Below are 26,318 nucleotides of genomic sequence, written 5' to 3' on the forward strand. Positions count from 1 at the left end.
CGCGCGGACCGCTCGGGCGGCCGGGAGGGACGCCGGGACCGTGCCAGGCGTGCGAGCCGCGCACGGCGTCAGTCCTTGACCCCCGCCCATGCCTCCAGCTGGGCGACGAAACGGCGGGCCGAGTTCGGCCAGTGGTGGTTGGCACGGGCCGCCGCATACCCTCGAGCGCCCTGGGCATGCCGCTCCTCGACGTCGTCTCTGAGAGTGAGCACGGCCTGGGCCACCGCCTTGGGGTCCCGCCAGGGCACGACCATCCCGCTGCTGTAGCGCTCGACCAGCTCCACCGCGCGCGGCGAGGGAGTCGTGATCACGGGAATGCCGTGGGCCATGTACTCCACGATCTTCGTGGGCATGGAGTGCCGGTAGTTGGGCTCGTCGTGCAGGAGCGACAACCCGGCCAGCGCGCCGTCGAGCCGCTTGAGCGCCTCGTCGTTGGGCATGAAGTCGCGCCACTCCAGCAGGCCCTCGGTGACCGCCTCGTTCAGCGCGGGCCGCGACTGCGGGTCGGCGTAGCCGATCAGCTCGACCGCCACCCGGTACGGCTGGAGCAGGCGGGCCACCTCGATGGCCTCGCGCACGCCCCGCGCCTCCGACAGCCAGCCGAGGTAGACGATGCGGTCGTCGCCCGGCGCGACCACGTCGTCGGGCACCCACGTCTCGTTCGGCACCACCAGGTGCGCCTGGCGGAACCTCCCGGCGTAGGCGCTCTCGGCCAGCAGCAGGTGCAGGTGACGCTCGGCCGTGCCCTCCAGGAGGCGGGCCATGAACCGCACCGGCGGACGCAGGAACGCGGGCAGCCAGGGCTTGAGCGACAACGTCGCCGGGGTGTCCTCGTGCACGTCCCAGACCACCGGGGGGCGCTTGCGCACGCCCGCCACGGCGAGCAGCAGCTCGGGGTCGTGGATCACGACCAGGTCGACCTGGTCGCGCATGCGCCTGAACACCTTGCGCGCGGCGCGCACGGCCGCCAGCCGCCTGCGCTCCGCCGCGCGGGGCAGGTCGATGCCGTTCACCCAGGGTCGCGCCATGACGCCGCGCGCGGTGTACGGCGCGGCATACGTGACCTCATGACCGGCATCCACCAGCGCCCGGATCTGCCGGTGCAGGATCCGGGCGTCCTCGGGGTGATGCACCACCGTCATGACGAGCACGTGCACTGCGCGCAGCCCCTTCGTCGCTAGAGCCGCTCGACGCGTTCACCCTCGGCGAGCACGCCTCGGGTGTCGAGCACGAGCTTGCCGTGGTCTTCGATGACCGTCAGGTCGAAGGCGGCGTGCTGCTGGAGCAGCAACGTGATGTCCGCCTCGGCGACCGCCGTGGAGAGGTTCTCCTCGCGCGGCACCGGGGTGCCGTCCACCGCCCACTCCTTGACGTAGGGGTCGACGAAGGCCAGATCGGCGCCGAGCTCCAGCAGCGCCCGCGCGACCGGCAGGGCCGGGGTCTCGCGCTCGTCGGCGATGTCGGGCTTGTAGGTGACGCCGAGCATCAGCACCTTGGCGCCGTTCACGGCCTTCTTGTGCCGGTTGAGCAACCGCTGCGCGCGGGCCACCACGTAGGACGGCATCCGCTCGTTGATCTCCTGGGCCAGCTCCACGAACCGGAACGGGTAGCCCAGCTTGCGCACGGTGTAGGACAGGTAGGACGGGTCGACCGGGATGCAGTGGCCGCCCACGCCCGGCCCGGGCAGGAACTTCTGGAAGCCGAACGGCTTGGTGGCCGCCGCCTCGATGGACTCCCAGAGGTTGATGCCGAGCTCGTCGCAGAAGATCGCCATCTCGTTGACGAGGGCGATGTTGACGTGCCGGTAGGTGTTCTCCAGCAGCTTGGCCATCTCGGCCTCGCGGGTGCCGCTGACGGGCACGACCTGCTCGATGAACTGCGCGTAGAACGCGGTGGCCACGTCGCGGCAGGCGCCGGTGTAGCCGCCGACGACCTTGGGCGTGTTGCGCAGGCCGAACTTGGGGTTGCCCGGGTCGATGCGCTCGGGCGAGAAGGCGAGGTGGAAGTCCTTGCCCGCGGTGAGCCCGGAGGACTCCAGCAGGGGACGGGCGACCTCGTCGGTGGTGCCGGGCCAGGTGGTGGACTCCAGGACCACCAGGGCGCCCGCGCTGAGGTTGCGCGCGACGGTGGCGGTGGCGCCCTCCACGGCGGACAGGTCGGGACGGTGGTCCTCGTCCAGCGGGGTGGGGACGCAGATGACGATGGTGCGGCTCTGCGCCAGCACGCTCTCGTCCAGCGTCGCCCGGAAGCCCCCGGCCAGCATGTGCTCGAGGTCGGCGTCGGTCAGATCGTCGATGTAGGAGCGGCCGGCGTTGAGGGCGTCCACCTTGCGGGGGTCGACCTCGAATCCGACGACACGCAGCCCTGCCGCGACGGCCTCCTTGGCCAGCGGCATTCCGACGTATCCCAGACCGATCACGGCCAGGTCGTAGCCGGTCACTGGGAGACCCTGGGGACACGGAAACAACACTTCATGGTCGCAAAGGTTATCTCAACTCGGCACAAGCCACGCCTGATGCAACTAAACGCATGGCAAACATGAGGGTTGTCCATGAATGTCGCCTGGCCGTCAGGCGAGAATGGATCTATAGAGGTCACGATAGGTCTCCGCGATCCGGCTCCATGTGCGCTTGGCGGCCACCTCCGCGCGTCCCGCCTCGCCCATCAGGGCCCGCCGCTCCGGGTCGTCCCGGAGCCCGGCGATCGCCTTGGCGAGCGCCTCGGGGTCTCCCGGCGGGACCAGCAGCCCCGCGCCGTCCGAGCCCACGAGCTCCGACAGGGCGGGCAGATCGCTGAGCACGACGGGCTTGCCGAGAGCCATCGCCTCGACGGGTTTCAATGGCGTAACAAGTCGACAAACCCGCAGGTCCTCGCGGGGGCAGACGAAGATGTCGATCGCCGACTGCGCCTGGAGCGCCTCGTCCGGGCCGACCCTGCCGGGCAGGATCGCGATGTCCGTCAGGCCCAGCGCCTCGACCTGCTCCAGCAGCGCCGGACGCTCCGCGCCGTCGCCCACGAGCAGCACCTTGACCGGGGCGCCCTGGTCGCGCAGGAGCGCGGCGGCGCTGATCATCGTCGCGAAGCCCTCGTAGGCCACGATGCTGGACACCGAGCCCATGACGATCTCGTCGTCCGCGATGCCGTACGCCGCACGGAAGGCCGCGCCGTCGTAGGAGGCGGTCAGCAGCGCGTCGTCCACCGCGTTGGGCGCGAGGTGGATCTTCTCCCGCGGCACGCCCCGTTCGACGATCTCGGCGGCCATCGTCTCGGCGAGGGTGACCACGGCGTCGGCGGAGCGCATGATGAACGCCTCGCGGTCGCGCTGGAGGACGTGCCGCTGGCTGCCGATCCGCTTGGGGTCGCGGGAGGCCCAGGTCTCCTCCAGGAAGCCCCGGACCTCGTAGACCATGGGCGTGCCGGTCCGCTCCCGCACGGCCAGCGCCACCGAGCCGTTGCGGTGGTCGGTGGCGGCGTGGAGGATCTGCGGCCGGAGCGTCCTGACCAGCTCGGTCACCTCGCCGGCGCCGCGGATCATCCGGCCCTGGCTCTCGAACGGCACATCGCCGCTGGGGAGCAGCCGGTGGTAGGGGATCCCGTCGAGCTCCTCGTACGGCGTGGCGTCGGCGTGGCCCTGCATCATCGGCCAGCCCCAGCTGGTGACGACGTGCGGGTCCAGGCCCGCGGCCTGCTGCGCGGTGACGATCCGGTGCGTGCGCACGGTGTAGCCGGCCTGCGTGTACGGCAGAGCGTTGGTGACCAGGTGCATCACCCGCCCCTCGACCCGCTCGCCCACGATCACCTTGGCCTTGGGCGGGATCGGGTTGGGCTGGATGGCGGCCAGCTCGCCGGCGTAGTAGGCGGCCCGGCGCTTGATGAAGGGGTACTTGCCGTGCGCCTTGAGCACCTCGGCGGCCTCGGTCATCCGGCCGGCGTCGAAGTGCTCCTTCGCCTCGTTCCACGGTCCCCGGACCATCCGCATGCCGAGCTTGCGCACGACGATCTTGGCGCGGCGCGCGACGGGCCAGGCGACCTTGCCCACGACGGGGCGCATGCGCGGCGGAAGGGCCTCCGCGGCCGCGTGCGCGACGCGCATGGGGTCGGTCTTGACCTTGGTCGCGACGACTCGGGAAACGATGATCGGATGCTGGGCGAACCCCTTGAGGAGGCCGCGGAAACCGGCACGCGCCGACTTCGCGGAAACCTTGGGGGACTCCGGCCGACTGGCGTCAGGTACCACGGTCGTGACCGTACCATAGGCAACGTTTGCCCCACTCCCTTATGAAAGGCGAGGTCAATGAGGGACTCCGCCCCTTCGCAGGCGAATCCGGCCCCCGAGAACCCCCTCGTCCTGCACGTGCTGGGCGCCCGTCCCAACTTCGTGAAGGCGGCCCCCGTCGTGCGCGCCCTCGCCGAACTGGGCGTGCGGCAGGGCATCATCCACACCGGCCAGCACTACGACGCGCTGATGTCGGATGTGTTCTTCGCCGACCTCGGTCTCCCCGAGCCGGTCGCGAACCTGGGCGTCGGGTCCGGCTCGCACGCCCGTCAGACGGCGGCCCTGCTCACCGGCCTGGAGGAGGTCGTGCTGGAGCACGACCCGGCGCTGGTCGTCGTCTACGGCGACGTGAACTCGACGCTGGCCGCGATCCTGGTCTGCGCCAAGCTCCACATCCCGACCGCGCACGTCGAGGCGGGCCTGCGCTCCTTCGACCGGGGCATGCCCGAGGAGGTCAACCGGATCGTCACCGACGCCCTGTCGGACATCCTGTTCGCCACCTCGCCGGACGCCCTGTCCTACCTGGCGAACGAGGGCGTGGACCCGGCGCGCGTCCACCTCGTCGGCAACCCGATGATCGACAGCCTGTTCTCCGCGCTCGACCGCCTCGACCCGGCGCCGGTGCGGGAGCGCCTGAGCCTGCCCGAGCGGTACGGCGTGGCCACCCTGCACCGCCCCGCCAACGTCGACGACCCGGCCTCGGCCAAGGAACTGGTCGACGCCGTCCTGCAGGTGAGCGAGCGCCTGCCGATCGTGGTCCCGATCCACCCGCGCGGGCGCGAGCGCCTGGCCGCGGCCGGCCTGGTGACCGGGGGGAACCTGCTGATCGTCGATCCGCTGGGCTACGTGGACTTCCTCTCCCTGGTCCGCGGCGCGTCCCTGGTCGTCACCGACTCCGGCGGCGTGCAGGAGGAGACGACGATGCTGGGCGTGCCCTGCCTGACGGTCCGGCCCAACACCGAGCGGCCGATCACCGTCACCCACGGCACCAACCGCCTGGTCACCCCGGCCCTGCTCCCGGCCGCCGCCGACAAGGCCCTGGCCGACAGCGCGGCGACGCCCTCGGGCGAGCTGCCCCCGCTCTGGGACGGCAAGGCCGGCCCCCGGATCGCCCGGGTGATCGCGGCCTGGCTCAAGGGGGAGAACCTCTCTCCGGCGTCGCAGGCCGTACCTCCCCAAAACCGATAAAACCGCTATTTCGGCACGGCTCCCAGGTGGGAAGCCGTACTCTGGCACGACCCCGGACAAAGGCGATTCGCATGACTGCCCCCGTGAGTGAAGAGACCCCTGAAGAGCCGGCGTTCCAGCGCCTCGGACCGGTCAACTGGCTGCCCGAGGAGCGCAAGGTCATCGAGCGCTACGAGGAGCGCGTCCGGGATCTGGAGCGGCGCCTGGCCATCGCCGAGGCCCGCGCGGACTACGCCCAGTGGAAGCTGGAGTCCACCAAGGTCCAGCGGCCCTACCGGGTGGCCGAGGCCCTGACCGGGTCGAGGGGGGCGCCGGGGCTGGTCCGGCTGCCCGGGAAGCTGAAGGCCGCGATGCGGCCCCGCAAGGGGCCCCAGGCGCCGCGGCCGGTGGCGGAGGTCGTCGCCGAGCTCGACAACCGCGGCCCGTCGGCGGACGTGCCCCAGGTGAAGTGGCCGGACGGGCCGATCGTGCGGCCCGACATGAAGGTCGCGGTCATCCTGGACGACTTCTCCCGGATGGCGTTCAAGTACGAGTGGGACCAGATCGAGTTCGGGCTGCGCGACTGGCCGGAGATCTTCGCCGAGCGCCGGCCGGAGATGCTCTTCGTGGAGTCGGCCTGGCACGGCAACCAGGGCCGCTGGCGCTACCAGATGACCGGGACCAACGCGCCCAAGCCCGAGCTGCGCGCGCTGATCGAATGGTGCCGCGAGGAGGGCGTCCCGACGGTCTTCTGGAACAAGGAGGACCCGCCGAACTTCGACTTCTTCATCGACACGGCCAAGCTGTTCGACTACGTGTTCACGTGCGACGGCGACATGGTGCCGAAATATCGCGAAATCCTGGGACACGACCGGATCGACGTCCTCCAGTTCGCGGCCCAGCCCCGGGTGCACAACCCGATCCAGGACAAGCAGGGCCGCCTGCACGACGTCGTCTTCGCGGGCATGTACTTCCGGGACAAGCACCCCGAGCGCCGCGAGCAGATGGAGACCGTCCTCAACCCCATCCGCGAGCTCGGCCTGCACATCTTCGCCCGCAACGGCACGGTCGACGAGAAGTACGCCTGGCCGGAGAAGTACGTCCCGCACATCGTGGGCGAGCTGCCGTACGACCGGATGCTGGCCGCGTACAAGATGTACAAGGTCTTCCTCAACGTGAACTCGGTGCTCGACTCGCCGACCATGTGCGCCCGCCGCGTCTTCGAGCTGTCGGCCTGCTCGACCTCGGTGGTCTCCGGCTGGTCCCGCGCCATCGAGGAGACCTTCGGCGACCTGATCCCGATCGCCCACGACGAGCTGGAGTCCTACAACCAGGTCCTCCACCTGATCAACAGCCCCGAGCTCCGCGCCCGCCAGGGCCACCTCGCCATGCGCGAGGTCTTCGACAAGCACCTGTTCTCCCACCGCGTGGACCAGATCCTCCGGCTCCTCGGCAAGCCCGTCACGCCGCGGACCCGGTCGATCTCCGTGGTGCTGCCGACCAACCGCGCCTCCCAGATCGAGCACGCCATCTCCTCGGTCGCCCGGCAGGTCCACCGGCCGCTGCAGCTGGTGATGGTCCTGCACGGCCTGGACATCGACCCGGTCGTCGTCGCCGACAAGGCCCGCATGGCCGGTATCTCCGACGTGGTGGTGCTCGCGGCCGACCCGTCGATGACGCTGGGCGCGTGCATGAACATGGGGATCGCGGCGGCCGAGGGCGAGCTGATCGCCAAGATGGACGACGACAACCTCTACGGCGAGCACTACCTGTCCGACCTCGTCCGCGCGTACGACTACTCCGAGGCCGAACTGGTCGGCAAGGGCGCGCACTACGCCTACTTCGAGAGCCGCAACACCACGATGCTGCGCATGCCCGGCCTGGAGCACCGCTACGCCTGGCTGGTCCAGGGCGGCACGTTCCTCGGCAAGGCTGACATGTTCCGCCACTACGGCTTCGAGGACGTCACCCGCGGCGAGGACACCCGCCTGGTCAAGCGGCTGCGGGAGGACCGGGTCAAGATCTACTCCGCCGACCGGTTCAACTTCGTCTACTGGCGCAGCGGCGACCCCTCGATGCACACCTGGCAGCCCGACGACCACAAGCTCACCCGCGGCGCCCAGTTCTCCTTCGTCGGCCACCCCGAGGCCCACGTCATGATCTGACCCCGCCGTCGTGCCGGCGCGGCGCGTGTCCGCGGTTACGGCGTGACCCGGCGCCGCTGTACGGTGCGCGACCCGGGTTCCGGGACGGGCGGGATGGTTGCCCGGCCGCTTCGGCGGAGTCTTCCGTCCTGGACCGATCCGGTACGGCGGTCGCCTTGTACGGGCCCCTGAGCTTTCCCTTCCATCGAAGACGACGACTGTGGGACCCGTAACCCCGTGGTGGGCTCGCCTGCCGGCACGAATCAGAAACGCGTGATGTCGGCCAGGCTTCTCAGCGATGCGGGCAGGGCGGTGATCTCGTTGTGGCACAGGTTGAGGTAGGCGAGATTGACGAGCTCACCCAGCGTTTCGGGCAGGGCGGCCACCTTGTTGTCGGACAGGGCGAGGCTGACGAGGCTGGTAAGGCCGCCGACCGATCTCGGCAGGGTGGTGAGCTGGTTGTCGAACGCGCGCAACTCGGTGAGCTTGATGAGGTTGCCCAGTGATTCAGGGAGAGCCGTCAGCCGGTTGTCGCCCACGTACAACCTGGTGAGGCCGGTGAGGTTGCCGAGCGACTCCGGCAGAGCCGTCAGCCGGTTGTCGCTCAGATCCGGGTAGGTGAGGCCGGTGAGGTTGCCGAGCGACTCCGGTAGAACCTCCAGTTTGTTCCTGCTCAGATCCAGGTCGGTGAGGCAGGTAAGGCGGCTCAGCGACTCCGGGAAGGTAGTGAACTGGTTGGAGACGAGGCTGAGCCAATCGAGTTCGACGAGGTTTCCCATCGACTCCGGTAGAGCGGTCAACTGGTTGTTGGACGCTGCCAGCACGTTCAGTTCGGTGAGGCTGCCCAGTGATTCGGGCAGAGCCGTCAGCCGGTTGAGGCTCAGGTCCAGTTCTATGAGGCCGGTGAGGTCGCCTATCCACTCGGGTAGGACCGTCAGCCGGTTGTTGTTCAGGTTCAGCTCGGTGACATGGGTGAGGTCGTCGTCCACCGACTCGGGCAACACGTCGATGTGCTGCCAGGAGAGGTCGAGCACGGTCGACCCGGTGCTCAGGCACCTCTCGATCTCGTCTCTGACGACCTTCTCGTCGTATCCGAGCCTCTTCAAAGCCGCTCCTCCCGAAGTCGCGCATGTACCTTGATTCGCTCCCGCCGCCTCGTTTCAGGCGTGAGGCGCGCAGGAGAGATTAGGAGTCGCTACTGGTGGGCGGCTTGTGGATCAGTGGGAGACCCACGCCCACTTCGACGAGAAGCAGTTGTCCGCGATCGATCTGGAGATCGCGCTGACCAACTTCTTCAACCGGATCAACCGTGCGATCCGGGAGCAGGCCGGCAAGACCTGATGAGCCGGCCTGCATCCGCGGGGATCCGTCCCACGGATCCGGAGCCTTCGACCCGCCCGGGGATCCGGAGTCCGCACGGGCCTAGTAGATGCGGTACTTCTTGCCGCAGTTCTCGAACTTCCCGGCCCAGCAGGTGTAGGTGTACACCTTCTCGATCCCGTGACCGCTCCAGGTGCCGACGGTCTTGCCGTCCCAGGACTTGTTGAACTTGTGCCAGCCGCCGTTCCGGTAGACCTCGAACCACACCCAGCCCTTCTTGCCGCCGACCCGGTCCACGCCGTACCACTTCGTGTAGACCTTGCCGTGCGCCTTCCAGGTCTTGCCGAAGGTGTAGGCCTTGCGGTCGCCGGAGAAGAACTTGCCCCACTTCACGACCGTGGTCGCGGCGGAGGCGGCGGGCTGCGCGGCCGGCTGCGCAGCCGCCTGGGCGGCGGCCGGGCCGAGGGTGAGGGCGGTCAGGGCCATCGCGCCGGCCAGGGCGGCGGTCGTGAGGGTCTTGCGCATCGGGATTCCTCCGTTGGTCGGTGCCGCCGGTCCCCCCGGCGGCACCCTGAACGTTAGGGAGAAGCCCGACGATCAACTGTGCAGAAATCCACACATCCAGCGTGATCAGCGCCACTCCGCGGGCGGACCCGTCATACCGGGAAAACGTCGTCGCGCGCCTTGACCTCGATATTGCTTGAGGTTGAACACTGATCGGGACGTTGTCTCGCGAAAGGCGCTCCCCATGCGTGCGATCCAGGTGGCCTCGTTCGGCGGCCCCGATGTCCTGTCCCCCGTGGAACTGCCCGACCCCGCACCCGGCCCCGGCCAGGTCGTCGTCGGCATGACCGTGGCGGACGTCATCTTCCTCGACACCCTGCTGCGCGGAGGCTGGGGCCAGGACTTCTTCCCGCGGGAGCTGCCGTACATACCGGGCGGCGGCGGAGCGGGTGAGGTGCTGGAGACCGGTGCGGGGGTGGACCCGGCGTGGGTCGGCCGGCGCGTGGTCGTACGGACCGGCACCGGCTACGCCGAACGGGTCGTCGCCGACGCCGGAGAGATCACGCCGATCCCCGGCGGGCTGGCCGACGAGACGGCGGCGGCGCTGGTGCACGACGGCGTGACCGCGCTCAGCCTGGACCGGCTGGGCGCGCCGGAGAAGGGGGAATGGGTGCTGGTGTCGGCGGCGGCCGGCGGCGCCGGGTCGCTGCTGGTGCAGCTGGCCGTCGACGCCGGTGCCCGGGTGGTGGCCGCCGCCTCCAGTGACGCCAAGCTGGCGCTCGCCCGCGACCTGGGCGCGGAGGCGACCGTCGACTACACGCGGCCGGACTGGATCGAGCGGGTGCGGGAAGCGACCGGCGGCGGCGCCGCGCTGGTCTACGACGGCGCGGGCGGCCCGCTCGGCACGGCCGCCGTGGACGCGGTGGCCGACGGCGGCAGGTTCGTCACCTACGGCACCGCCGAGGGTTTCGCCGCCCCCGACCCGGAACTGGTCGCGCGCCGCGGTATCCGGGTGTTCACCCCGCTGATGGACGGCCCTCCGGACCGGCAGACCGTGGACGGGCTGATGAACCTGGCGCTGGAACGGGCCGCACAGGGACGGCTCCGGCCCGCGATCGGCGCCGCCTACCCGCTGGAGCGGGCCGCCGACGCCCACCGCGCGCTGGCCGAACGCGCCACGGTGGGCAAGTCGCTGCTGCTGGTCGGCTCCCGCGACGCGTGAGACGCCTCATGTGAGGCGGCTCAGCCCGTGGACACGGAGCCTGGTGCGGGCTCGGGATCGGGCTCGGACGCAGGCTCGGGCTCGGACGCAGGCTCGGACTCGGGCTCGGGCTCGTCAGAAGGGAACCGGCTGGCCGAGCAGTCCGGCGCCGGTGCCGCGGCCGGACAGGATCCGGCAGAACTCGACGGCGTCGAGGGAGATCTCCTCGCCGCCGTCGCCGCCGCGGAAGTCACCTCCCGCCGGGCCGTGCAGGGTCAGGACGTACGGCCGGCCGTGGCGGCGCGCCCACTCCTCGACCACGTCGGCCACGATGCGGCCGTCGTGCTCCGGCGTGAGGACCATCTCGCGCCCGGTCGCGCGGGAGATGTCGACGCGGTGCATCCAGGTGTCGCGGGTGAGGATCACGTCGAACAGGTAGCCCAGCCGCCAGCTCTCCTTGGCGCCGTCGAACTCCTGCGGCGTCGGGATCCGCCGCAGCGGCGCGGGCAGCCTCCGGCGGGCGCGCGAGGCGCGCGGGGCCGCGCCGGCCAGCCGGTCGAGGAGCTCGCCGCAGGTCAGGTGGGCGCGCTCGGCGACCTGCACCTCGGTCATGCCGTCGATGGCGGGCCGGTCGCCCGCCGCCTTGCCGCCGGCGCGCAGGACGTGGACGAACTCCCGCACCGAACACGTGAACTCCATCATCCCGAGCACGTGGCCGGCCATCGCGCGGACGTCCCAGGCGGGGCAGTCGGTCGGTTCGGACCAGTCGCCGGGACTCAGCGAGCGGGCGAGCTCGACGAAGCGGTCGTTCTCGGCGGCGGTCATGACCGCCGCATGCCGGTGCTCGATCCGAGGAGCCTGTGTGATGGTCATGGTTCATCACCTGCTTTCATGCGTTTCGAGACGTGGGCGAAGTACATCTCCATGGCCTGGTCGATCAGCCGGATCCAGCGATCGCCTCCCGGATCGTTGGAGATCTGCTGGTCGGTCAGGCCGGTGACCAGGGCGGTCAGCAGGTCCAGCGCCTCCGGGCCGGTGATTCCGATCCCGGCCAGCGTCCGCCGGAGCTCCTCCAGTCCTTCCACGGAGACGGCGAAGGATTCGGCGGACGGTTCGAACCCCGGAACGGTCCGCTGGAACAGCAGCTGGTAGCGGGTGGGGTTCTCGGTGCAGAAGTCGACGAAGTAGCGGGCGATGAGCTTCAGATCGGTCAGCGTGTCGCCGGTCAGCTCGACCTTCGCCTGCCACTCCAGGAACTCCCGGCTGCCCTGCGCGAACATCGCGTCGTAGACGGCGTCCTTGGAGGCGAAGTACGAGTACAGCGACGGAGGGCGCATCCCCACCCGGTGTGCCACGTCACGCAGGGTCAGCCCCGCCAGGCCTTCGGCGCGCGCGATCTCCCACGCCACCCCGAGGATCTCGGCCTTGGTGCTCTGATGACGTTCGGCTTTCCTATCTCTCATCGTTTCTCCTAACACAATTAGGAGTCTCGTACGGCGTTAGGCAGCCGTCAAGGGATTCCGCCCATCCCCGGACACGCCCGAGCCCTCCGGGTCGTGCGCCGGGCACGATCCGGAGGGCTCGGCTCTCGGGTCAGGAGGTCGCGGACCCGGATCGGGTCACGGCCCGGGTTCAGGAGGTCGCGGCCGTGGAGGGCTGCCCCTGCTCGGTGGCCGTACCGGGCTGCGCCGTACCGGACTGCGCCGCTCCGGGCTTGCCGCCGCGCATCACCAGGAAGGCGAGGAGGGTCGCCGCCAGCACCCCGCTCGCGCAGATCGTGAAGGCGGAGGACATGGCCGCGGTGAAGGCCTCGCGGGCGGCCCGGGCGATCCCGCCGTCACCGAGGGCGAGCGCGTCGCCGATCGACGACCTGGCCGCCTCGGGCGCGCCGGCGGGGATGGCGCCGGCGTAGGCGCCGGACAGGATGCTGCCCAGGACGGCGACCCCGAGCGCGGCGCCCGCCTGCTGGATGGTGTCGTTCAGCGCGGAGCCGACACCGGCGTGCTCGGCCGGGATGGTGCCCATCAGGGCCGCGATGGCCGCGGGCATCGCCAGCCCGCCGCCGGCGCCCAGGACGGCCAGCGCGACGGCCGCCGTCGTGAAGCCGGTGTCCTGCGAGAGGGTGGTCAGCAGGCCGAACCCGGCGGCCATCACGGCCAGCCCGGTGACGACCATGGCCCGGTTTCCGATCTTGGCGCCGAGGGTGGCGCCGAGCCCGTTGAAGACCAGCGAGGACACGAACATGGGGATGAACGCCAGGCCCGCCTGGGTGGGGGTGTAGCCGAGCACGTACTGCAGGTACTGGGTGAGGACCAGCAGCAGGCCGCCGTTGCCGACCTGGACCAGGGTGAGGGAGAGGCTGGCGCCGCTGAAGGTGCGATCGCGGAACAGGCGGAGCGGGACCATCGGGTACGGCGTGCGCAGCTCCCAGACCACGAAGGCGGCCAGGGCGACGACGGTCACGGCCAGGCCGGGCCGGGAGAGCCCGTGCGGCAGCTCGATGATCGTCCAGACCAGGGCGGTCATGCCGACCACGGACAGGACCACGCCCAGCGGGTCGGGCTTGCTCCACGGCCCCTTGGACTCGGGCATCAGCGCCAGCGCCGCGATGATCGCCAGCACCGCCACGGGAACGTTGATCAGGAAGACCGCGCCCCACCAGAACCAGGTGATCAGCGCACCGCCCAGGATCGGACCGCCGATCAGGCCGAGCATGGCGACCGCGCTCCAGGCGCCCATGGCCTTGCGCCGCTCCTCCTCGTCGAAGACGGTGATGAGGATGGACAGGGTGCTGGGCATGATCAGCGCTCCGCCGACCCCCATGGCGGTACGGGCGGCGATCAGCTGGGCCGCGTCGGCGGCGAAGGCCGCGGCCAGGGAGGCCACCCCGAACAGCACCAACCCGATGACCATGATTCTCCGGCGGCCGAACCGGTCCGACAGGCTTCCCGAGGTGAGCAGCAGACCGGCGAAGACCAGGATGTAGGAGTCCAGGATCCACTGGATGTCCTGGGCGCCGGCCCCGAGGTCGGCGGCCAGCGGCGGGATCGCCACGGTGAGCACCATGTTGTCGATGACCAGCACCAGCGTGCTCAGGCACAGCACCACCAGGATCAGCCAGCGGCGCGGGTTGCGGACTTGTGTCGTCTCCATCGGGACCTCTCAGCGGACGGTGCGTACGTCGTGCTCTTGATGCGAACACTGTACGCATAGGGAACAGTGTGCGCAATGGCGTACGACGTACTCCACCCGTCGCCCCTTCCTGTGAGGCTGCCTGTACGCAATTGCGCACACCGTGCGCTACCGTGGCCGCGAGAGGAGATCCCATGTCAGCCGAGAAACCGCCCATCCCCTCGGTCTGGGCCCGCCGGCGGCAACGGCGCGACCAGCCGGCGCTGAGCCAGGACCGGATCGTCTCCGAGGCCGTCCGCCTCCTGGACGAGGAGGGCATGGACGCCCTCAGCATGCGCGGCCTCGGCGCCCGGCTGGGAGCCGGCGCCACCTCGCTCTACCGGCACGTGGCCAACAAGGACGAGCTCATCGAGCTGGTCGTGGACGAGGTCTACGGCGAGGTGCGGGTGCCCGACGCCGACGGCGGCCCGGACGCCTGGCGGGCCGCCGTCGCCGAGTGCGCCCACAGCCTGCGCTCGATGATCCTGCGCCACCCCTGGGTGGCCTCCGTGCTCGGCCAGGTCGGCCTCATCGAGCTCGGGCCGAACCTGACGCGGCAGTCCGAGCGCATGCTCGCCCTCTTCCAGGCGGCGGGCTTCGCCCCCGACGAGGCCGATCAGGCCATCAGCGCCCTCATCGCCTACGTCGTCGGGATGACCGTCAACGAGGCGGCCTACCTGTCGATGCTCGCCCGCAGCGGCCGCACCGAGCAGGAAATGGCCGAGGAACTGCGGGCTGCCGCCCAGCAGGCCGCGCCGGGCCACCCCCTGCTGGAAGCCTGGCGGAACGACGACCCCCGGCAGATCCGCGAGAGGAAGTTCGTCTACGGCCTCGACCGCCTCCTCGACGGCCTGCAGACCCGGCTCGGCCCCGCCGGGACGTGACCGCGGGCGGCCCGGCGGGACGTGGCCGGCCGCGGCCCGCCGGGCCGCCGCCGCCGTACGGTCAGACGGCCTTGAGGAAACCGGCGTCGACGGCGAACTCGGCGCCGGTGGTGCTGGCCGAGCGCGGCGAGACGAGCAGGGCGACCACGTCGGCGATCTCCTGCGGATCCACCAGGCGCCCGGTGGTCAGCTTCATCATCTCCGGCGCCACGCTCTCCATCACGGCGTCGCGGTCGGCGCCCGTCGCCGCGGCGAGGATGTCGGCCGCGCCGCCCTCCTCGGTCCACCACGCCGTGCGCACCGGCCCCGGGGAGACCGTGTTCACCCGGATGCCCTGGGACCCGTACTCCTCGGACAGCGCCTTGGTGAGGGTGTTCAGAGCGGCCTTGGCCGCGTTGTAGTCGACGTTCATCGGGGCGGGCTGCCGCGCGAGGACCGAGGAGACGTTGACGATCGCGCCGCCGCCCCGCCGGAGCATGAGCGGGACGGCGGCCCGGATCGCGCGGACGGCGGAGAAGAGGTTGAACTCGAACATCTCCCGCCAGGCGGCGTCGTCCGGAGTCAGGAAGCCGAAGCGCGGCAGGCTCACCCCGGGCGGCGGGCCCCCGGCGTTGTTGACCAGGATGTCCAGCCCGCCGAACTCCTCGGCCGCGCGGGCCACGACCCGGCCGGGCGACTCGGGGTCCATCAGATCGACGGGCACGTGCACCAGGTCCGCACCGGCCAGCGCGTCCAGCCCGGCGGCGGTCTTCCGGGAGGCCGCCACCACGCGGACCCCCTCGGCCAGCAACGTGCGCACCACGGCCAGGCCGATCCCCTTGGAAGCCCCGGTGACGACGGCCACCTTGCCGGAAAGCTGCATATCCATAGGAATTTTCCCTTCGCTCTCGTTGTGATCACGAAGGTAGTCCGAGCACTTCCCCGCATACTCGCGGGAATCAGACGCCCCATTATGGAAGCTTTCGGACATCAATTTTCGGTCGCAAATGAGTGATCTACCGCATAACACACAAGATCTGTATCGTCGGCATGCACCACGGCGGCTACCGCCTGATCGACGTCAAGAGCGGCGACGTCCGCCCCGTGGAGGTCGAGGAGGACGCCGGCCATCCCGTCGTGTTCGGCAGGTTCTAGCCCTCCGCGGCCTTCTGGGCGACCTCGGGGGTGGAGCCGTTCGGGACGGGGGCGGGGACCGGGGAGCCGCCGTTCAGGAGGGAGCGGGCGAGGCCGAGGCCGGTGCCGCCGAGGGTCAGGGCCTTGGCCAGCATCTCCTCGATGCCCTGGGCGCCGTTGAGGACGACCATGTGATCCACGTTGCCGAAGGCCTTGGATCCGGCCTCCACGATCTGCGGCCAGTTCTCGGCGAGCTGCTGGGCGATGACCGCCTCCTGGTTCTCGGTGAGCGCCTCGGAGCGGGCGCGGATCGCCTCGGCCTCCGCCAGGCCCTTCGCCCGGGCGGCCTCGGCCTCCGCGAGTCCCTGGGCCTTGGCGGCCTCGGCGGCGGCCAGACCGCGGGCCTTGGCGGCCTCGGCCTCGCCGAGACCGGTGGCCTTGGTCGCCGCGGCGGCGGCCTCACCGCGCAGCCGCACCGACTCCGCCTCGGCCGCCGCGGCCTGCTTGACCTGGGAGGCCTGGGCGGTGGCGCGGAGCTCGGTCTCGCGGGCCTCGGCCTCGGCCTGGGCGATGCGGGCGTCGCGCTCGGCCTGGGAGAGGGTGACGGTCTCGTACGCCTTGGCGTCGGCGGGCTTGCGGACCTGGGCCTGGAGACGCTGCTCGGCGAGGGCGGCCTCCAGCTCGGCGGCGCGGGTCTCCTGGACCACGACCTCCTGGCGGGCCGACGCCTCCGAGAGCGGACCGGCCTGGCGGGCGCGGGCCTGGGCCTGGTCGATCTCGGCCTGGTAGGAGGCCTGCTTGATCTGGGAGTCGCGCCAGGCGGCGGCCTTGTTCGCCGCGGCGACCTGCTCGGCCTCGGTGGCCTCCTGGTCGCGCTGGGCCTCGGCGATGCGGGCGGCGGATGCGATCTTGGCGGCGTGCGGCTTGCCGAGGTTGGTGATGTAGCCGGTCTCGTCGTCGATCTCCTGGATCTGCAGGGAGTCGACGATCAGGCCGAGCTTGATCATCTCGTCGGCGGCCGAGGCGCGGGTCTCACCGGTCAGGCGCTCGCGGTTGAGGATGAGGTCCTCGACGGTCAGGTTGCCGATGATGGAGCGCAGGTGGCCGGTGAACAGCTCGTGGATGGCGCCGTTCATCGAGTCCTGCTGGTCGAGGAAGCGGCGGGCGGCGTTGGCGATGGAGTGCAGGTCGTCACCGACCTTGTAGATCACGACGCCTTTCACCACCACCGGGATGCCCTGCTGGGTGACGCAGGAGACCTGGAGGTTGGCGGCGCGGCTGTCCAGGCGGAGCCTGCGGGCGGTCTGGAAGCCGGGGAGCACGGCCGTGCCCTTGCCGGTTACGATCTTGAATCCCAGGCTGTCGGCCGTCTCGCTCTTCCCCCGGGCCCCGAGGCCGGAGATGATCAGCGCTTCGTTGGGCTCGGCCACCCGCCAGATGGCCTTGAACAACATGATGAGGAGAAGGACTGCGGCGAGGACCGCACCCCCGATGATGAAGTACTCCGTAGGCATCGCGACCTCCACGGCGCGGGAGAGGGGAGTCAGACGAGGGCGCGGGCGACGTAGACGGTCCGGGGCGGGAAGTACTCGACGACGACGATGATCGAGCCGACGGTGATCTCCTCGTCGGGGACGGTGGGATGCGCGTAGAACGCCTCGACGCCCCCGCGGATCGGAATCATCACCTCTCCGACCAGACCAGGGCCGATCTTGCCGGTGACCCTGCCCTGCTTACCGATCACACGCAACTCCCCGCCACGTCACCGAACGGAATCCCGAATGCGGACGCTACTCCGACATGTCCGACTTCACCACCTACCGTGGAACGGTACGGCGGAGAGCACGGGCACGGCCGACCCCCGTCTCGGCCCGCTTTCTTCGTCTTCGCCCCGACAACGAGTGGGTCCGTCCCCGCGTTCCTGGAATCGCCCCCTCGGGGCACGCGGTTCAGGCGGGCCGCCGCAGCCGGGTGAAGGCCCAGCTCATCCTGGGCTCCACCGCCCAGCGGGTCACCGCGCGCACCGGCGGCGTGCACAGCACCGCCGCGAGCCCGACCCCGGAGAGCGCCACGACCGCCACGCCCCAGGGAGTGACCGCCCAGTCGCCGTAGAACCGCTCGGCGATCTTCACCACGAAGCCGTGGAGCAGGTAGGCGTACATGGTCGCCACGCCGAGGCCGGAGTACCAGGTCCGCCGGGACGGGGTGACCGCGAGGAACGCGGCGACCAGCAGCGCGCCCGCGGCCAGCATGCCCAGCCGGATCAGGCTCCCGGTGAGGTCGTCCACCCCGATCGCCTCGTTGGCGTGCCGCCAGCGGATCCACTCGGTCCTCACCTCGGTGTGCACGAGCAGCGCCACCGCGGCCCCGGCCGCCAGCGTGACCGCCCCCGCCGCGCGCACCGCCCGCCGCCTGAGCCAGGCGAAGTGGTCGGGCCGGAGCATCAGGCCGAGCACGTAGAAGGGGAGCAGCCCGAACGTGCGGTTCATCGACAGCTCGTCGGGCAGGGCGCTCGTCCCGGACACCAGCGAGAGCCCCACCGCGATCGCCAGCGGCCACCTGAGCTGCTGCCAGACCGGTGTGGACAGCCGCCACAGGAACAGCGACATCAGGAACCAGGTCAGGTAGTACGGGTCGAGGAGGCTGATGTCGAGCTTGCCGTACATGATCAGCCGGGGCAGGGCGTAGGCCACCTCGAAGATGACGTACGGCACGGCGAGCGCGCTGATCAGCTTGCGCGCCTTACCCGAGGAAAAGGTGAAATTCCTCGACAAGTAGCCGCTGAGCACGATGAACAACGGCATGTGAAACACATAAACGTAGAAGTACGCCGCGTGTGCCACCGGCACGTCCCGCAGGTCCTCGATCAGGTGCCCGGAGACCACCAGCGTGATCGCCAGGAATTTGGCGTTGTCGAAGAACGGATCGCGGACGGACTCCCGGGGAAAGGCCATCCGGACGGGTGCGGTGACGCTCACAGCCCCCGGACTCTAACGATGCCGCCGCGAATCACCGGCCAACGTGGGATGAAAGCCCGGAGAACTCCTCCTCCCGGAGACCGCCCGGCGAGGTTCGGAACAGGTCGGGAAGCGATGAACAGACGCCCCGGCCGTCAGCGGAAACGCCGCGGATGCCAATCCGTCACCTGCGCCGCAGCGTTATCAGTGCTAGTCTCCTGTCCGATCTTCCGGAGGCACATTCCATCCCCTAACCACACAAGCCTCCACACACTCAGAAGTTGGGACGAGTGGGCATGGGCTCTGGAAACCGCTCGATTCGGTTCAAGATCTTCTTGCTGCTGCTCCTGCCCCTTCTCACCCTGAGCGCGCTGTGGGGATTCGTGCTCAACATCACCGTCGGCGACGGCACCGCGCTGCTGCGCGCGAACGGCCTCTACGAGACGGTCGGTGTCGCCTCCACCGAACTGGGGACGGAACTCCAGGCCGAGCGGGCGCAGTCGTCGGTGGCCATCACCTCGCGCTTGATCACCAGTGGCTTCGGCCAGCAGCGCGGCCGCACCGACCAGGCGGTCACCCGGTTCCGCGAGGTTCTCGCCGAGCACCGGGCGGGCAGCTCCCCCGAACTCCGCGCCGCCCTGGACGAGACCGAGCGCAGGCTCGGCGGGCTCGCGGAGATCCGGGCCGGGATCGACCAGGGACGCAGCACCCGGCTGGCCGTGCTGACGGGCTACAACCAGATCCTGGACGCGGTCTTCCTCCTGTACGACCAGCTGGTCGCCGTCCCCGATCTGATGATCTTCCAGCAGGCCACGGCGATGCAGTCGATGGGCAACGCCCGCGAGATGATGGCCCGGGAGAACGCGCTGATCAACGGCGCGCTGATCGACCTGCGGCTCTCGCCCGAGGAGCGCGCCGCCTTCGCCGACTACGCCGCGAACCGGGCCTTCCTCCACGAACGTGCCCTGTCCGCGCTGGACGCCGCCCTCGGCGGGCCGTATCGGCAGACCTTCAACTCCCCCGACTTCGAGCGTTTCACCACGATGGAGAAGGCCATCGTCTCGGGGACCGGCGACCGGCTGCCCGTCGAGGCCGAGAAGTGGCGGGAGACCGCGAACCCGCTGTCCGCCCGGCTCGACGAGCTCGCCACCGAGTCCGCCGGGAGGCTGGCGGAGCAGTCCGGGGCGCTGGCCACCGGCATCGTGGTCCGGATCGCGGTGGCGGCCGGCGTCGGCCTGATCGCCGTGATCACCTCGATCGTCATCTCGGTGCGTTTCGGCCGCCGCCTGGCGGACGAGCTGGCCGGGCTGCGCTCCGCCGCGCTCGATCTCGCGGACGTACGGCTCCCGCGCCTGGTCAAGCGGCTCCGGCGCGGTGAGGAGGTCGACGTCCAGACCGAGGCGCCGCTCATCGAGGAGCGCGGCTCGGCGGAGGTCCGCGACGTGGCCCGGGCGTTCGGCTCGGTGCGGCGCACCGCGATCGAGGCCGCCGTCGGCCAGGCCAACCTGCGCCGCGGCGTCAGCCAGGTCTTCGTCAACCTGGCCCGCCGCAAGCAGAGCCTGCTCCACCGCCAGCTCTCCCTGCTGGACAACATGCAGCGCCGGGCGACCGACCCCGACAACCTCGACGACCTGTTCGCCCTGGACCACCTGACCACCCGCATGCGCCGGCACGCCGAGGGCCTGATCATCCTGTCCGGCGCCGAGCCCGGCCGCGCCTGGCGCAGGCCGGTTCCGGTGATCGACGTCGTCAGGGCGGCGATCGCCGAGGTCGAGGACTACAAGCGGGTGAGCGTGGCGCCGCTGCCCGACGTCCTGCTCGACGGGGAGTCCGTCGCCGACATCACGCACCTGATCGCCGAACTCGTCGAGAACGCCACGATCTACTCTCCCCCGCAGACCATGGTCACCGTACGCGGCGACCTGGTCGCCAACGGGTTCGCCGTCGAGGTGGAGGACCGGGGACTGGGGCTGGGCCCGGTGGAGTACGCGGAGATCAACGCGCGGCTGGCCGACCCGCCCGAGTTCGACCTGGCCGACAGCGACCGGCTCGGCCTGTTCGTGGTGGGCCGGCTGGCCACCCGGCACGGGATCCGGGTCGTGCTCCGCGCCTCGCCGTTCGGCGGCACCACCGCCATCATGCTCCTGCCCCGCGCGGTGCTCGCCGAGCCCGCGGCGCTGTCCGTCACCGCCGAGCGGCTCACCGAGCCGTCCGCGGGACGGCGCGGGGCGCTCGCCGAGTCCGCCCCCGCGGCCGCGCTGCTCCCCGGCCGGTCCGGCGGCCTGCCGCGCCGTACCAGGACGGTCTCCCGCACCCCCGCGGCGCAGGGCGCCCAGCCCCTGGCGGCGCCGACGCTCACCGTGGTGGCCGGCACGACGGCCCGCGACACGGCGATCGAAACGGCCGGCACGACGGTCGACCCGGTGGCCGACGACGCGGTGACGGCCGGCCCGGGGGCAGGAACGGACGCCCCGGCCCGCGAGACCACCGGTCCCGGCAGGCTGCCCCGGCGCGTACGGCAGGCGAACCTGGCCCCGCAGCTCCGTCAGGGCGCCCAGGCCTCACAATCCCCCCAGGACCCCCAGGACTCCCAGGACCGGGGCGCGGAGACGTTCCAGGACGCCCCCACGCCCGCCGGAGCGGCACGACCGGAGCCCGCGGAGCCCACGGTCGGCTCCAACGGCTCCAACGGCTCCAACGGCTCCAACGGCTCCGAGGGGTCCGGAGGCCCGGCGGGTTCCCCGGAGCTCGCGGAGCCCGGGAGCTCGGGGGAGTCCGGGACGGCCGAGCGCTGCCCGGAGCAGGCTCGCGCGCTGTTCTCGGCCTTCCAGGCGGGCACGCGGCGGGGGCGCGAGGAGTACGGGAACGACTTCGCACAGCACAGCACAGGCGAAAAGGAGGACAAGTGACCAGACGCAGCGAGGGCGTCAAAGACGGCATCACGGTCATGAGTCCTACGGAGGAGGTCATATGGCCGGAAAAGTAAGCAACACCGGCGAACTCAACTGGCTCCTCGACGACCTGACCGGCCGGGTAGGCGCGGTGCGGCAGGCGGTGATCCTGTCCACCGACGGGCTCGCCATGGGCTTCTCCTCGGGCATCAGCCGCGAGGACGCCGAGCACCTCTCGGCCGTCGCCGCCGGGTTCCAGAGCCTGGCGCGCGGCGCCGGACGCCACTTCGGCGGCGGCGACGTCCGCCAGACCATCGTGGAGATGGAGTCGGCGTTCCTCTTCGTCACGGCGGCCGGGCAGGGAACCTGCCTCGCCGTGCTCAGCAGTTCCGACGCCGACGTCGGCCACATCGCCTACGAGATGGCGATGCTGGTCAAGCGGGTCGGCCAGCACCTCTCGACCAGCCCACGCCAAGGCCCGTCATGACACGCTGGATGGACGAGGAGGCCGGGCCCGTGGTCCGGCCGTACGCGCTCGTCGGGGGCCGGACCCGGTCCTCCGGCGACACGCTGGACCTGGTCGCCCTGGTCGTCGCGACCGGGGACGCTCCGCGCGGGGACTTCGTCCCCGGCCCGGAACAGGAACGCATCCTCTCCATGGTCGGCACCGCGACCCCGGTCGCCGACGTCGCCTCGGAACTCGACCTGCCCCTCGGCGTGGTCCGCGTCCTCCTGGGCGACCTGCAGGACCACGGTCTCATCTCGATCGGACGCGCCTCGGCGAGTGAGCGCATTCTCAAGGAAGTGATCAATGGACTTCGAGCCCTCTGACGAGCCCGTCGCGCTCAAGATTCTCATCGCGGGCGGCTTCGGTGTGGGCAAGACCACGCTCGTCGGCGCGATCAGCGAGATCCGCCCTCTGCGCACCGAGGAGGTGCTCTCCGACCGCGGCATCGGCATCGACGACGTCGAGGGGGTGGAGGGCAAGACGACCACCACCGTGGCGATGGACTTCGGCCGCATCACCATCCGGGAGGGGCTGGTCGTCTACCTGTTCGGCACGCCCGGCCAGGAGCGGTTCTGGTTCATGTGGGACGAGCTGTCCTACGGCGCGCTGGGCGCGGTGGTGCTGGCGGACACCCGGCGGCTGACCGACTGCTTCCCCTCGATCGACTACTTCGAGCAGCGCGGCACGCCGTTCATCGTGGCGGTCAACTGCTTCGACGGGGCCGATCGGTACGACGTCGAGGAGGTGCGCTCCGCCCTCGACCTGGACCCGGACGTCCCGGTCCTCATGTGCGACGTACGGCGCCGCGCGTCGGCCAAGACCGTGCTGGTCACGCTCGTGGAGCACTCCCTGAAGGTGCTGACCGCGAACCAGTCCTGACGGCCGCGGGCCTCAGGGCCACCGCGGGGCGTCCTCGGTCCCCCCGATCGGGGACGCCCCCGCACCACCCCGCGGGCGCCGCGTGACGGCGCAGCGCGGGCCCGGTGAACCCGGACCCGGAACCGCCGCGGACCGTCGCCGAGCCGCCCTACAGGGCGCGGAGACCGTTGATCACTTCCAGGAGCAGGCTCTCCGCGGGAGAGGTCGCCGCGGGCATCGGCGGGCGGACCAGGATCAGTCCCTGGTCCAGCAGGTCTCCCAGCAGGACCCGGATCACCCCGACCGGCAGCTCGATGTCCGAGGCGATCTCCGCGAGCGGCCGGGCCCGGCTGACCAGCCCGAGCAGCTGCCGGTGCTGCGAGCTGAGGTGCGCCCGGGGCGAGATCTCCGCCCCCGTCGCCACCACCATCGACAGCAGGTCGAACGCCGTCGAGGACGGCTTGGTCCGCCCGCCGGTCATCGCGTAGGGGCGGACGACCGGTCCGGCCTCCTCGTCGATCCACTCGAACTCGCCGCTCATTGGCCCGCCTTCCGGGGTTCGGTGGCCAGGTGCTGCCCGACTCTGCCGACCAGCCGGGCCATCTCGTAGGCGATCAGGCCGACGTCCGCCGCGCCGGTGGTCATGACGCACAGGCAGCTGCCCTGACCCGCCGCGGTGACGAACAGGAACGCGGAGTCCATCTCCACCATGGTCTGCCGTACGGCACCACCGCCGAACTGCAGGCTCGTCCCCTTGGCCAGGCTCTGGAAACCAGAGGCCACCGCCGCCAAGTGGTCGGCGTCCTCCTTGCTCAGCCCTCTCGACGAGGCCACCTTCAGCCCGTCGTTGGACAGGATCAGCGCGTGTGAGACGTCCGCCACGCTCGTGACGAAATCATCCAGAAGCCAGTACAGCTCACCCGGCACGTGGTCAAGCCCCTTCCCCACCAGTGTGTTCGCTCTCCGACCGCCCGCGACGCCACCCCGACTGCAGCGAGCTCAGCAATGCCCTCGCCTCTTCAGGCGATCTTTCTCCGGACCCGGGGCGCTCCGCCTCGACCACGGGAGCGGAGGCCTGCGCCTCGTCCCCGGCCGGGGCGACCGCCTCGGGTCCCTGCCGCAACCGCGGCGACAGGTTCGCCTGGCGCACCCTGCGGGGCAGCCCGCCGCCGCGCCGCTGGGGCACCCGCCGGCCGTCCATCGCGGAGTGCGCCCGCGCCGGGAGCTGCCCGGTCAGCGGGACGGGCTCCGCGAGCTCGCGGTGCTCGGTGCGCCCGGGGTCCTCGCCGTTCCCCGGACCCCTCCCGGGCTCCGCCGCAGGCCCGTCGGCGTCCTCCACGACCTTCGGGAACTCCCCTCTCCCGGGGTTCCCCGCCCTCTCCGAGCGCCTCGTGAGCCCGCCGGTCCCCGGCCGCGCCGGCTCCCGCTCGCCCAGCAGCGTCTCGGGGATCAGGACGACCACCGCGGTCCCTCCGTACGGCGAGGACCGCAGGGCCACGCTGACTCCGTACCGCGCCCCCAGCAGGCCGACCACCGCGAAGCCCAGGCGATCGGTCTCCGCCGGATCGAACTCCGGCGGGGTGGCCAGCCGCTTGTTGATCGAGTCGCGCTTCTCCCGGTCCAGGCCGAGCCCGCGGTCCTCGATCTCGACCGCGAAGCCCCGGCTCACCCGCTCGCCCCGGACCGACACCTCGCTGCCGGGCGGGGAGAAGACCGCCGCGTTCTCGATGATCTCGGCGAACAGGTGCATCATGTCCGCCACCGCGCCGCCGGTCAGCGCGCTGTCCGGCATCGGGTAGATCCGGACCCGGGCGTAGTCCTCGACCTGGGCGGCCGCGCCGCGCAGCACGTCCTCCATCGGGACCGCCGCGCGCCACTTGCGGCCCGCCGCCCCACCGGCCAGGATCACCAGGCCCTCGGCGTGCCGGCGCATGCGGGTGGTGAGGTGGTCGAGCTTGAAGAGGTTCTCCAGCGTCTCGGGGTCCTCGGCCTGCTTCTGCATCGCGTCGAGCAGCTTGAGCTGGCGCTGCAGCAGGCTCTGCTTGCGCCGGGCCAGGTTCTGGAAGGACTGGGCGACGCCCTCGCGCAGCTTGGCCTGCTCCACGGCGGCGTCCAGGGCGCGGCGCTGGACGCTGTCGAAGGCTGCGGCGACGTCGTGGACCTCGGCGGTGCTGCCCAGCCGTTCCAGCACGGACACCTCCGCCTCCACGTCCACCTCCTGGCCGCGGCGGAGCTTCTCCATGACGCGGGGGAGCCGCACCTCCGCCATCTCCGCCGCCGCCCGCCGTACCCCGGCCAGCTCCCGGGTGAGCCCGCGGCCCACCCGGTAGGAGATGATCAGCGATGCGACGACCGCGATGAGCCCGACGACGCCCGCGACGCCGGCCCTGACGAAGATGGAGACGGCCGCGGGGGTCGCCCGCTCGACCATCAGGGCGTTGGCCACGCTGATCTGGGTCTGGAAGGCCGCATCCAGCTGGTCGGTGACGGAGCGCCACTCGCCGTGCCGTACGGCGTCGCCGGCCAGCAGGCGCTCCTGAAGGGCGTCGAAGCGGGAGTGCAGCGGCGAGTTCGCCACCTCGACGAAGGGGGCGCGCAGTTCCTCGGTGCGCAGGTCCGCCAGCCCCTGCCGCATGAGGAAGCCGTGCGTGACGGAGAGCCGGGCGAACAGGTCCGCCTCCTCCTTCGTCAGCGGCCGCTCCATCGCCAGGGCCCCGGCCGCGACCGCGCGCTGCCTGGTGAGGTAGTCCTTGGCGTAGGCCAGCGAGATCACGGCGCGTGCCTCGACGGCGTTCCCGATCGTCACCCCGGTGGTGAGCCGCTGGAACACGTCGGGCATCTTCCCGAACTCCTCGGAGAGCTCGACGATCCCGATCCGGCCCTCGTCGACCCGGGCGCGGACGACGTCGAGCCGCTCGACGTGCTCCATCATCGTGTCGAGGAGGCTCTTCAGGTGCGGGGGGAGGGACGACTGCACCGATTCGTCCGACGACTCCTCGCGGAGGCGGGTGCGGGCCTGGTCGGTCGCCAGGCGCTGGCCGATGAGCGTGGAGCGGTCCGCTTCCGATCGGGTCGCCAGGTATTCGGCCGAGAGGAGGTGCTCACGCTGGAGGTTGCCCAGGAGCGCGTCGCCGGGCTTGATGATGGCCCCGTTCAGCGCGACCACGTCGAACCGCTCGACCGCGGCCCCCACGGTCGTGGTGGCGGCGAAGGCCCACAGCGCCACCAGGGAGGTCAGCGGGATCGCCAGGAGCGCGGAGACCTTGAACCGGATGGACCTGCTCGATGCCATGTCACCTCGACGGTTCGGTCCGGAAGCCCCGG

The 26,318-nt window shown here is 71.0% G+C and carries 24 protein-coding genes; 9 read left to right on the forward strand and 15 right to left on the reverse strand.

Annotated features, from left to right (window positions below; genetic code table 11):
* Nucleotides 1-68: 68 nt before the first annotated feature.
* From Plo01_RS07400 to Plo01_RS07410, 3 genes are all read right to left on the reverse strand, one after another.
* Nucleotides 69-1,157: a glycosyltransferase gene (locus Plo01_RS07400; protein ID WP_203889764.1), complete on the reverse strand. Its 1,089-nt coding sequence runs from the start codon at nt 1,155-1,157 to the stop codon at nt 69-71.
* Nucleotides 1,158-1,177: 20 nt separating this feature from the next.
* Entirely contained in the window at nt 1,178-2,440 is a 1,263-nt protein-coding gene (locus Plo01_RS07405) for a nucleotide sugar dehydrogenase (RefSeq protein WP_203889765.1), read from the reverse strand.
* Nucleotides 2,441-2,569: 129 nt separating this feature from the next.
* On the reverse strand, nt 2,570-4,237 hold the full coding sequence (locus Plo01_RS07410; RefSeq protein WP_203889766.1) for a glycosyltransferase family 4 protein: 1,668 nt from the start codon (nt 4,235-4,237) through the stop codon (nt 2,570-2,572).
* A 57-nt stretch (nt 4,238-4,294) separates the two neighbouring features.
* Here Plo01_RS07410 and wecB point away from each other — a divergent pair, with 57 nt between their 5' ends.
* Together wecB and Plo01_RS07420 are read left to right on the forward strand one after the other, a co-directional pair.
* Nucleotides 4,295-5,464: a non-hydrolyzing UDP-N-acetylglucosamine 2-epimerase gene (gene wecB / locus Plo01_RS07415; protein ID WP_203889767.1), complete on the forward strand. Its 1,170-nt coding sequence runs from the start codon at nt 4,295-4,297 to the stop codon at nt 5,462-5,464.
* Between the two features lie 83 nt (nt 5,465-5,547).
* Nucleotides 5,548-7,608 carry a glycosyltransferase family protein gene (locus tag Plo01_RS07420; protein WP_203889768.1) on the forward strand — a complete coding sequence of 687 codons (2,061 nt, stop codon included), beginning with the start codon at nt 5,548-5,550 and terminating at the stop codon, nt 7,606-7,608.
* Nucleotides 7,609-7,850: 242 nt separating this feature from the next.
* On the opposite strand, the gene Plo01_RS07425 is transcribed toward Plo01_RS07420, so the two are convergent.
* Nucleotides 7,851-8,693: a leucine-rich repeat domain-containing protein gene (locus Plo01_RS07425; protein WP_203889769.1), complete on the reverse strand. Its 843-nt coding sequence runs from the start codon at nt 8,691-8,693 to the stop codon at nt 7,851-7,853.
* Between the two features lie 106 nt (nt 8,694-8,799).
* Here Plo01_RS07425 and Plo01_RS40890 point away from each other — a divergent pair, with 106 nt between their 5' ends.
* Nucleotides 8,800-8,928 (forward strand): carboxymuconolactone decarboxylase family protein, encoded by a 129-nt coding sequence (locus Plo01_RS40890; RefSeq protein WP_275415370.1) that lies wholly within the window; start codon nt 8,800-8,802, stop codon nt 8,926-8,928.
* 81 nt (nt 8,929-9,009) lie between these two features.
* Here the strand turns inward: Plo01_RS40890 and Plo01_RS07430 are convergent, their stop codons facing one another.
* On the reverse strand, nt 9,010-9,432 hold the full coding sequence (locus tag Plo01_RS07430; RefSeq protein WP_203889770.1) for a hypothetical protein: 423 nt from the start codon (nt 9,430-9,432) through the stop codon (nt 9,010-9,012).
* 223 nt (nt 9,433-9,655) lie between these two features.
* On the opposite strand from Plo01_RS07430, the gene Plo01_RS07435 reads away from it, so the two are divergent.
* A complete protein-coding gene (locus tag Plo01_RS07435; protein ID WP_203889771.1) occupies nt 9,656-10,633 on the forward strand; it encodes a zinc-binding dehydrogenase in 978 nt (325 codons plus the stop codon).
* Nucleotides 10,634-10,747: 114 nt separating this feature from the next.
* Here the strand turns inward: Plo01_RS07435 and Plo01_RS07440 are convergent, their stop codons facing one another.
* The 3 genes from Plo01_RS07440 to Plo01_RS07450 form a co-directional block, all read right to left on the reverse strand.
* Nucleotides 10,748-11,485, reverse strand: coding sequence for a maleylpyruvate isomerase family mycothiol-dependent enzyme (locus tag Plo01_RS07440; protein WP_203889772.1), 738 nt, complete (start codon nt 11,483-11,485; stop codon nt 10,748-10,750).
* Nucleotides 11,482-12,075, reverse strand: a complete 594-nt coding sequence (locus tag Plo01_RS07445; protein ID WP_203889773.1) for a TetR/AcrR family transcriptional regulator — start codon at nt 12,073-12,075, stop codon at nt 11,482-11,484. Before Plo01_RS07445 ends, Plo01_RS07440 begins: the two co-directional genes overlap by 4 nt.
* Before the next feature lie 169 nt (nt 12,076-12,244).
* Entirely contained in the window at nt 12,245-13,765 is a 1,521-nt protein-coding gene (locus tag Plo01_RS07450) for an MFS transporter (RefSeq protein ID WP_203889774.1), read from the reverse strand.
* 173 nt (nt 13,766-13,938) lie between these two features.
* On the opposite strand from Plo01_RS07450, the gene Plo01_RS07455 reads away from it, so the two are divergent.
* Nucleotides 13,939-14,667: a TetR/AcrR family transcriptional regulator gene (locus tag Plo01_RS07455; RefSeq protein WP_203889775.1), complete on the forward strand. Its 729-nt coding sequence runs from the start codon at nt 13,939-13,941 to the stop codon at nt 14,665-14,667.
* Nucleotides 14,668-14,728: 61 nt separating this feature from the next.
* Here Plo01_RS07455 and Plo01_RS07460 read toward each other — a convergent pair whose 3' ends face one another.
* From Plo01_RS07460 to Plo01_RS07475, 4 genes are all read right to left on the reverse strand, one after another.
* Complete coding sequence (locus tag Plo01_RS07460; protein WP_203889776.1) at nt 14,729-15,535, reverse strand: SDR family NAD(P)-dependent oxidoreductase; 807 nt, start codon at nt 15,533-15,535, stop codon at nt 14,729-14,731.
* A gap of 262 nt (nt 15,536-15,797) precedes the next feature.
* Complete coding sequence (locus tag Plo01_RS07465; protein WP_239315997.1) at nt 15,798-17,294, reverse strand: flotillin family protein; 1,497 nt, start codon at nt 17,292-17,294, stop codon at nt 15,798-15,800.
* Between the two features lie 29 nt (nt 17,295-17,323).
* A complete protein-coding gene (locus Plo01_RS07470) occupies nt 17,324-17,524 on the reverse strand; it encodes an NfeD C-terminal domain-containing protein (RefSeq protein WP_203889777.1) in 201 nt (66 codons plus the stop codon).
* Nucleotides 17,525-17,729: 205 nt separating this feature from the next.
* Entirely contained in the window at nt 17,730-18,758 is a 1,029-nt protein-coding gene (locus Plo01_RS07475) for an acyltransferase family protein (protein ID WP_203889778.1), read from the reverse strand.
* A 275-nt stretch (nt 18,759-19,033) separates the two neighbouring features.
* Between Plo01_RS07475 and Plo01_RS07480 the strand changes: the two genes are divergently transcribed.
* The 4 genes from Plo01_RS07480 (at nt 19,034) to Plo01_RS07495 (ending at nt 23,015) form a co-directional block, all read left to right on the forward strand.
* Nucleotides 19,034-21,646 (forward strand): sensor histidine kinase, encoded by a 2,613-nt coding sequence (locus Plo01_RS07480; protein WP_203889779.1) that lies wholly within the window; start codon nt 19,034-19,036, stop codon nt 21,644-21,646.
* Between the two features lie 61 nt (nt 21,647-21,707).
* Entirely contained in the window at nt 21,708-22,115 is a 408-nt protein-coding gene (locus tag Plo01_RS07485; RefSeq protein ID WP_203889780.1) for a roadblock/LC7 domain-containing protein, read from the forward strand.
* Nucleotides 22,112-22,459 carry a DUF742 domain-containing protein gene (locus tag Plo01_RS07490; protein ID WP_203889781.1) on the forward strand — a complete coding sequence of 116 codons (348 nt, stop codon included), beginning with the start codon at nt 22,112-22,114 and terminating at the stop codon, nt 22,457-22,459. Before Plo01_RS07485 ends, Plo01_RS07490 begins: the two co-directional genes overlap by 4 nt.
* On the forward strand, nt 22,440-23,015 hold the full coding sequence (locus Plo01_RS07495; protein WP_203889782.1) for a GTP-binding protein: 576 nt from the start codon (nt 22,440-22,442) through the stop codon (nt 23,013-23,015). The genes Plo01_RS07490 and Plo01_RS07495 overlap by 20 nt, the downstream gene beginning before the upstream one ends.
* Before the next feature lie 148 nt (nt 23,016-23,163).
* Here Plo01_RS07495 and Plo01_RS07500 read toward each other — a convergent pair whose 3' ends face one another.
* The 3 genes from Plo01_RS07500 to Plo01_RS07510 are packed head-to-tail and all read right to left on the reverse strand — an operon-like array spanning nt 23,164 to nt 26,286.
* Nucleotides 23,164-23,535 carry a DUF742 domain-containing protein gene (locus tag Plo01_RS07500; RefSeq protein WP_203889783.1) on the reverse strand — a complete coding sequence of 124 codons (372 nt, stop codon included), beginning with the start codon at nt 23,533-23,535 and terminating at the stop codon, nt 23,164-23,166.
* Nucleotides 23,532-23,921, reverse strand: coding sequence for a roadblock/LC7 domain-containing protein (locus tag Plo01_RS07505; RefSeq protein WP_203889784.1), 390 nt, complete (start codon nt 23,919-23,921; stop codon nt 23,532-23,534). Before Plo01_RS07505 ends, Plo01_RS07500 begins: the two co-directional genes overlap by 4 nt.
* Before the next feature lie 4 nt (nt 23,922-23,925).
* Complete coding sequence (locus tag Plo01_RS07510; protein ID WP_203889785.1) at nt 23,926-26,286, reverse strand: sensor histidine kinase; 2,361 nt, start codon at nt 26,284-26,286, stop codon at nt 23,926-23,928.
* Nucleotides 26,287-26,318: the final 32 nt, after the last annotated feature.

Source organism: Planobispora longispora (assembly GCF_016863135.1).
In the GTDB taxonomy this organism is placed as follows: Bacteria; Actinomycetota; Actinomycetes; order Streptosporangiales; family Streptosporangiaceae; genus Planobispora; species Planobispora longispora.